Raw genomic sequence first — 7,903 nt, forward strand, 5'->3', positions numbered from 1 at the left:
ACCAAGAATAGCATCTTGACCTGAACCACCATCTATAGTATCGTTCCATCATCACCAACCAGAGAGTCATCACCTGTATCTCCGAATATTGAGTCGTTTTCTGAACCCCCTAAAACGGTGTCTGCTCCAGCGCCACTACTAATAGTATCGTTATCAGCACCACCATCTATTAGATCAAAACCTTTCCGAAAACATAGAAACTTGCTGCCGATATTCCTGATATAAATTTCCATAAATAGAAATCATATCCTCCTCTTCTAATTTAATACCAATTAGCACATAAATAGTTGTACCCATAGCAAAAACTAGATGAGAAACTGTCATTAATGGAGTTGCCCAAAAAGAAATAATAATACCCAACATAATTGGATGGCGAATATATTTATAAAACCCTAGAGTTCTAAATTCTAAATCTTCATATTCCTGACCAAGCCAATATAAATATACTTGTCGCAAGCCAAATAAATCAAAATGGTTAATCATAAAAGTGCTGAGGAAAACAATTAACCATCCCAAGGCATAGATGGCATAAATAATATTAGAAATTATTGGGTTTTGTATATTCCAAAGAATTCCACCCAAAGAATGCCATTGCCAAAATAACAGTAGTAATGCCAGACTTGACATTAAAACATAAGTGCTACGTTCTATAGGTTCTGGAATTATTTTTGTCCACCATTTCTTGAAACTTTGACGTGCCATAAGACTATGTTGAATGGCAAACAAACCGATTAATAAAATATCAATTAATAAACCCTTAACTAGAGAACCATCTAAATTAGAATCTAGTGTTTTTGGTACTATTAAATTGCCCACAAAACCAATGTTATACAGAAGAGCTATCAATGCTATTAAATAACAAACTAAACCATAGATAAATGCTAGTATTCTACTCATTTTTTTCTAATGAAACCTCCAGAAATTTGATGACATTATTTAACAAGTAAAGCAGCTTTAGTTAAAGACTCTTAAACAACAGAAATTTAGTTACTAAACTCTTACTTTAGCCAACTTTTTTGAATTAGTATTAGATCGAGCTAGATTCGCTCATTAATATTGTACAACTGACGGGGTAAATATTCTTTGCTTTTTTCCTATCTTTCGACCGATATTTCCTATTCTGTACGGACGTTGATCCAGCGTCTCTACTTACTCCCTACTCCCTACTCCCTACTCTCCTATTATTTTATACTCGAAAATTTCACGGAAAACTTCTAAGTATTTTTCATAAACCTCAATCTTGAAGCAAACAATAATTACCTTTTCAATAGATTGACTTTCTAAGAAAATTTTCATCACTTCAGTTATAGCTATTCTTGCTGCTACTTCCACCGGAAAATGTAAAGCACCAGTAGCAATAGTAGGAAAGGCAATTGTTTTAATGGCATATTTTTCTGCTAAAGCTAAACTATTTCTATAACATCTTATTAGTATATTCTTATCTTCTAAATTTCCACTTTGCCATCTAGCTGGGACTGTATGAATAACCCACTTAGCAGATAAATTATAACCACTGGTAATTTTCGCTTCTCCATATTCACAAGTAATCAATTTTCGACAAGCTTCTTTAAGTTCTACTCCAGCAATTTTATGAATAGAATTAGATACCATTGAACCAGCAGAAAGAGCGCGGTCTGTAGAATTAACAATAGCATCAACTTCCTGTCTAGCAATATCACCTTGGATAATTTTAATTCTATTTTTTATTGAATTTTTCTTGATCTGCTCAAGATGGAATTTTTCTGAATGAAGTAGACAATTATTCACACGATTAAAAAAAGTTTCTCTCCATATTCCCACTCCAAATTTTTCCACTTTAAATTTCACACACCATGAAACAGGTAAATGACCTATAGGTGCATTTAAACTAAAATTCAGTTCGCTATAATATTTTGCCTGACCTTCCACTTGCCATCCCAAAGCTTCACTAAAATTTTGCCAAATCATTTTGTAATATTTACGATTTTTACCGAACCTCTTCTCAATACTTTTTACCACATTAAAATAGATAGATTTTTGCACGCTAAAACCAAAACGACTCTGAGAATAATCTAGCCAAAGTTGATTAATTTTCTCTAGCTCCGAACAGGGAAAATTTTCTATATCAAAAAGAGTCAATTTTTCGTCTTTATTTTTGTCGACTACTTGCAACATTAAGGTGACAGTTTCTTTGTCAGCTTCTCGAAAATTTCCAGCTTCTAAAAAATCTCTCAGATGAGAGTAGTCTATTTCTGTTTTGCCAGTAATATTAGGAGAAATATTTTTCGGTTCCTCAAGTCCGCAAGTTTGTATGCGAGATAAAAAAGCAATACCAAAATTTACCATTCCTCGCCCTACTCCACAGGGCAAATGTCCGACTGGTGCATTAATATTAAAATTCAAATCAAACCAAGATAAATAGTTTTCATTTACTCGCCATCCCACCTGTTCAACAAACTTCATATAAATTTTATAGTCAGCATCAGGTTTACCGCCTATATTCTGCCAAATTACTTTTTGAACGCTGAAACCAAACCTACCATTACTATATTTAATCCAAAGTTTATCGATAATTTTTAAGTCTCTACAAGGAAATTTTTCTATTTCTGCTTTTGCTCCCCATTCTTTGGTTTCTCGACCTAAAATTTTCAGCATTATTTCTCTGGTTTCTGCATCTGCTTTTTGCCATTTTTGGGCAGCCAAAAAATTTTCTAGTTGCCTATAGTCAATTTCTGTTTTTTACCTAAAATTTTCAGCATTATTTCTCTGGTTTCTGCATCTGCTTTTTGCCATTTTTGGGCAGCCAAAAAATTTTCTAGTTGCCTATAGTCAATTTCTGTTTGATTAAAAGAGCTAACCAAACTTTCAGATGTAAAATAATTTTGGAAAATTATTTTATTATCAGAATTTTCACTGAATAAAATTCTACTTTTAACTTCCTCTTCCTGAGCTAAGGGGGAGGTTGACTTTTGACTTTTAACTTCTTTGAAATAAGATAACCATTTTGCCACTGACTGCGGACGATCTTCCGGATGAAATGCCATACCTTTAAGAATGGTTTCTTGAAATCTGTCGCTAATTTTGGGATTAAATTGTTGTGGTGAGTTAAGAGCTATTCTTGCTGATCGTGCGGGTGCGGGAATGGGAACTTCAGCAGTTAGTAAATAATAAAGAGTTGCTGCTAAAGAATAAATATCGGTAAATTCTCCTCGTTTTGCTTTTTCGGCATATTGTTCGATGGGCGAAAAGCCATTTGAACCTGCTATAGTTTGAGTTAAAGTAACGTCTGGAATAAATTCACGGGCAATGCCAAAATCAATCAAAACTGCTTGGGGGTTATTGTTAATATTACGGACAATAATATTCTGGGGTTTAACATCCCGATGTAATAAACCTTTGGCATGAATTACTGTTAAAGCTTTTCCTATTTGCTGAATGTAAATTAATGCCTCACTTTCTGATAATTTCCCTTTTCGTCTGACTAATTTTTCTAAGTTTTCTCCTCCTACATATTCCATGACAATGCAGGGATGTTTTCCTTCAGTAAAAACATTTTTTATCTGCACAATATTGGGATGTTGACAAAGAGCAAGTCGCAACCCTTCATCTCGAAAGTCTTGCTGATATTTTTCTAGGAAATTTGTGAGATTTTTGTCTTTAAATATCTCGTCTTTCAGAGTTTTAATAACTACTAGCTCGCCTTTGTTGGTTTTAGCAATATAGCTGATACTATAGCCTCCTTTGCCTAATTCTTTTTGAATGATGTAGCGATCGCCGTAAAGTTTTTTTCCTGGTAGCCATGCCATAATTAAGTTAGAAGTTAAAAGTCAGAAGTTGTTTTTGTAAAGGGAATTTTAAGTAACCTTCCCAAAAACATTATTTCTGACTATTGCGTAGAGAGCAATAATTAATTCATTCTCTGAAGCACCCACCCGCGCCAGATGTTGATGAGTAGTAAAATTTTCTGACTATTGCGTAGAGAGCAATAATTAATTCATTCTCTGAAGCACCCACCCGCGCCAGATGTAGATGAGTCGTGAAATTTTCCAACTATTGCGTATAGAGCAATGATCGATTCATTCTCTGAAGCTCCTGCCAGATGTAGATGAGTCGTGAAATTTTCTGACTATTGCGTATAGAGCAATAATAATTAATTCATTTCCTCAAACACTCCGACAGAGGTGATGAGTCGTGAAATTTTCCAACTATTGCGTATAGAGCAATAATCAATTTATTATCTGAAGCACCCAAAAAGAGTAGATAATGTCGTGAAATTTTCCGACTATTGCTTAGAGAGCAATAATAAATTTATTTCCTGAAGCACCCCGCCAGAGGATAAGATTCAGATAAGATCAAAACTCATAAGTTATCGATCTATAAACCCATGTACTTTCCTTCTTTCTTCTTTTTTCCTCCTTCTTCAAAAAAAACAAAAAAGCCAAAAGTAGAAAATGAATAAATCTTTCTAACTTTTGGCTTTTCATAACATTTTCTTGATAAATATTCAGCTTTTCCTCGGTCATGCTATGCAAACATAACTTTTAATTTTCCTTGGAGACTAATTCCTCCTTCCAAGATAATAAGTTAATAGCTGATAGCTGATAGCTGATAGCTGACTGCTGAATGCTTTACCTATCCACAGACCCCATAATAATGTCAATGCTACCCAAAATAGCCACAAGATCCGCCACTTTTGCACCCTGTAAAATATGAGGAAAAACCTGTAAATTCACAAAATCAGCAGCCCGAATCTTAAAACGCCAAGGAAAAATATTATTATCACCAATAATGTAAATTCCAATCTCTCCCTTACCACTTTCAATCCGAACATAATGCTCACCTTCAGGAATCTTAAAAGTTGGAGGAATTTTCTTACCTAAAAATTGGTAATCAAAACCATTCCACTCAGACTTAGGTCCCTCAGCCATCCGTTTCGCTTCCAGATTTTCGTAAGGTCCGCCAGGTAGTCCTTTTATAGCTTGACGAATAATCTTAACCGACTCCCGCATTTCTCGAATCCGCACCAGATATCGCGCCAAACAATCTCCATCTTTCTCCCAGTGAACTTCCCAGTCGAAATCGTCGTAACATTCATAGTGGTCAACTTTGCGTAAATCCCACTTTACCCCAGAAGCTCGTAACATCGGACCAGAAAGCCCCCAGTTAATCGCCTCTTCCCGACTAATTACACCTAATCCCATAATCCGACGACGGAAAATTGGGTTATTAGTAATCAGACGTTCATACTCATCAACTTTTGGTAGAAAATAATCACAAAAATCTTCGCACTTATCTACCCAACCATAAGGCAAGTCGGCAGCTACCCCACCAATACGGAAATAATTATTATTCACCATCCGATAACCTGTGGCTGCTTCCCACAAGTCATAAATCATTTCCCGTTCCCGGAAGATATAGAAGAAAGGAGTTTGCGCACCCACATCCGCCAAGAATGGGCCAAGCCATAACAAGTGATTAGCAATCCGGTTTAGTTCGAGCATTATTACCCGGATATAACTGGCCCTTTTAGGAACTTCGATATCTGCCAGTTGTTCCGGAGCATTTACTGTTACGGCCTCATTAAACATTCCCGCAGCATAATCCCAACGACTAACGTAAGGAACAAACATTGTATTGGTGCGGTTCTCGGCAATTTTTTCCATGCCCCTGTGTAAGTAACCAATTACAGGTTCACAGTCAACTACATCTTCTCCATCTAATGTGACAATCAACCTTAACACCCCGTGCATTGAGGGATGATGAGGCCCCATGTTAATGACCATGGGTTCGGTTCTAGTTTGAATTTGACTCATATTGAATATTTTCCGATGACTTTAGATAATTATAGAAATACTAGGTAAGTAGAACCAGGTACAATATAATAGACTTCTTAAGAACTTAGATACAGAGAACTTGGATACAGGGTTCAAAAACTATAACGTTATAGATATGTAGTGTTTATTGCTCAAAAATCCCTCAATTCTCCTCTGATAGAATTTACAAATAGAAAATGAGAAATTGGTAAAATATTGTCCCGCAAAATCTACCAAAGATTTCTCACCTCAGACTGAGAGAAAAACACTAGATACAGGGTTCAAAAACTATAACGTTATAGATATGTAGTGTTTATTGCTCAAAAATCCCTCAATTCTCCTCTGATAGAATTTACAAATAGAAAATGAGAAATTGGTAAAATATTTTCCCGCAAAATCTACCAAAGATTTCTCACCTCAGACTGAGGGAAAAACACTAGATAGAGTGTTCAACAACTATAACGTTATAGATATGTAGTGTTTGTTGCTCAAAAATACCTCAATTCTCCTCTGATAGAATTCACAAATAGAAAATGAGAAATTGGTAAAATATTTTCCTAAAAAATTTACCAAATATTTTTTACCTGAGAAATAGATAATAAAAAATTGATAAGAGATTTCCCGGAAAAATTTACCAAAGATTTTTACCTCAGACTGAGGGAAAAACACTAGATAAAGTCTTCAAAAACTATAGCAATCATATTTAAGTTGTAAGATTTTGGTGGTACTTAGGAGTCAGGAGTCGTAGGGGCGATTTCCGTGCCAGAATGCTCCTAATTACGCGTTTGCGTACCATTCCGGAGGAAATCGCCCGTACAGGAGTCAGAATTTTTAAGGTTTTCAGCTAAAACTAACTATCATAAAAATTCTCACATCTCATTCCTGATTGCTATATAACGTTATAAATATGTAGTGTTTATTTCTCAAAAATACCTAATTTCTGTTACTTTGACTTTTGCAATAAGTCTAATATAATACTAATTTTTGATCTTAATGAACCATGTACCAGTTCTAAGTAATGAATTAATTTCTGGTTTAGCAATCCGTCCAGGAGGTCTGTACTTAGATGCAACATTGGGATACGGTGGCCATACTCAGTTAATTTTAGCTGCTGCCCCAGACGTTAAAGTAGTAGCTATTGACCAAGACGAACAAGCGATCGCCTCTTGCAAAACCTCATTGGCCGATTACAGCTCTAACATCCAATTTTGGTATGGCAATTTTGCTGATTATCAACCTAAAAATCTTGAGTTTGATGGTATAATAGCTGATTTAGGTATAAATTCTGTACAGTTGGATACCCCAGAACGTGGCTTTAGTTTCCGGTATGATGCCCAATTAGATATGCGGATGAACCAGCAACAAACTATAACAGCAGCCGAAATAGTTAATCACTGGGAAGAAGCCAAGTTAGCAAATATTTTTTATACTTATGGAGAAGAACGTCTATCTAGACGTATTGCTAGAAAAATAGTAGAACGTCGTCCTTTTGAAACAACAACCGAGTTAGCAGAAGCGATCGCCCATTCAGTACCTCGGAAATACCGTTATGGTAGAATACATCCAGCTACTCGTGTTTTTCAAGCTCTCAGAATAGAAGTAAATCAGGAACTTTCTAGCCTAGAAACTTTCCTCAAGAATGCTCCTAACTGGCTAAAAACTAAGGGTAGAATCGGAATTATTAGCTTTCATAGTTTAGAAGACCGTTTAGTTAAACATGGTTTTAGAGACTCATCCGTTTTACAGGTGTTGACAAAAAAACCCATCCAGCCTCAAGATAATGAAATATCAACGAATCCACGAGCACGTTCTGCTAAACTAAGATTGGCAGAAAAGTTGAGCTAGGTATATATCAGGGAATTTACACAAAATAATATATATAAAAAAACTGAATTGCTAAATCGTACTTTATCTATATTGCTGATAATCAACATTATTTCCAAGTATAGATAGGATTGAAATAATCAAACCGATGCTCAAAACTACATTGATTAAAGATTACAATTTTATGTAAAGTCATTAAATAACTCAAATTTAGTTCCTTACATAAAGCTAATGACCGGAACAAGTGATGACCAAATTTATCAAATTTTACAGCCACTATATTATTT

At 35.2% G+C, this 7,903-nt stretch carries 6 protein-coding genes; 1 reads left to right on the forward strand and 5 read right to left on the reverse strand.

What is annotated here, in order from left to right; genetic code table 11:
• Positions 1-32: 32 nt before the first annotated feature.
• The 5 genes from AFK68_RS35295 to AFK68_RS19935 all read right to left on the reverse strand — a co-directional run bounded on the left by AFK68_RS35295 (position 33) and on the right by AFK68_RS19935 (position 5,792).
• Positions 33-233 carry a calcium-binding protein gene (locus tag AFK68_RS35295; RefSeq protein ID WP_143438063.1) on the reverse strand — a complete coding sequence of 67 codons (201 nt, stop codon included), beginning with the start codon at positions 231-233 and terminating at the stop codon, positions 33-35.
• Positions 175-897 carry a methanethiol S-methyltransferase gene (gene mddA / locus AFK68_RS19920; RefSeq protein WP_094674454.1) on the reverse strand — a complete coding sequence of 241 codons (723 nt, stop codon included), beginning with the start codon at positions 895-897 and terminating at the stop codon, positions 175-177. The genes AFK68_RS35295 and mddA overlap by 59 nt, the downstream gene beginning before the upstream one ends.
• Positions 898-1,170: 273 nt before the next feature.
• Complete coding sequence (locus AFK68_RS19925) at positions 1,171-2,682, reverse strand: GUN4 domain-containing protein (RefSeq protein ID WP_094674456.1); 1,512 nt, start codon at positions 2,680-2,682, stop codon at positions 1,171-1,173.
• 8 nt (positions 2,683-2,690) lie between these two features.
• Positions 2,691-3,785 (reverse strand): protein kinase, encoded by a 1,095-nt coding sequence (locus AFK68_RS19930; protein ID WP_094674458.1) that lies wholly within the window; start codon positions 3,783-3,785, stop codon positions 2,691-2,693.
• Positions 3,786-4,607: 822 nt separating this feature from the next.
• Positions 4,608-5,792, reverse strand: coding sequence for an NAD(P)H-quinone oxidoreductase subunit H (locus AFK68_RS19935; protein WP_094674460.1), 1,185 nt, complete (start codon positions 5,790-5,792; stop codon positions 4,608-4,610).
• Between the two features lie 993 nt (positions 5,793-6,785).
• Here AFK68_RS19935 and rsmH point away from each other — a divergent pair.
• On the forward strand, positions 6,786-7,637 hold the full coding sequence (gene rsmH / locus AFK68_RS19940; protein WP_094673736.1) for a 16S rRNA (cytosine(1402)-N(4))-methyltransferase RsmH: 852 nt from the start codon (positions 6,786-6,788) through the stop codon (positions 7,635-7,637).
• Positions 7,638-7,903 lie beyond the last annotated feature (266 nt).

The sequence above is a fragment of the Hydrocoleum sp. CS-953 genome (genome assembly GCF_002260545.1).
In the GTDB taxonomy this organism is placed as follows: Bacteria; Cyanobacteriota; Cyanobacteriia; order Cyanobacteriales; family Microcoleaceae; genus Trichodesmium.

What these genes read in the sequence shown, in the direction of transcription:
- AFK68_RS35295 (WP_143438063.1), bottom strand. Translation starts at nt 233, where the DNA reads ATGGAAATTTATATCAGGAATATCGGCAGCAAGTTTCTATGTTTTCGG.
- mddA (WP_094674454.1), bottom strand. Translation starts at nt 897, where the DNA reads ATGAGTAGAATACTAGCATTTATCTATGGTTTAGTTTGTTATTTAATA.
- AFK68_RS19930 (WP_094674458.1), bottom strand. Translation starts at nt 3,785, where the DNA reads ATGGCATGGCTACCAGGAAAAAAACTTTACGGCGATCGCTACATCATT.
- AFK68_RS19935 (WP_094674460.1), bottom strand. Translation starts at nt 5,792, where the DNA reads ATGAGTCAAATTCAAACTAGAACCGAACCCATGGTCATTAACATGGGG.
- rsmH (WP_094673736.1), top strand. Translation starts at nt 6,786, where the DNA reads ATGAACCATGTACCAGTTCTAAGTAATGAATTAATTTCTGGTTTAGCA.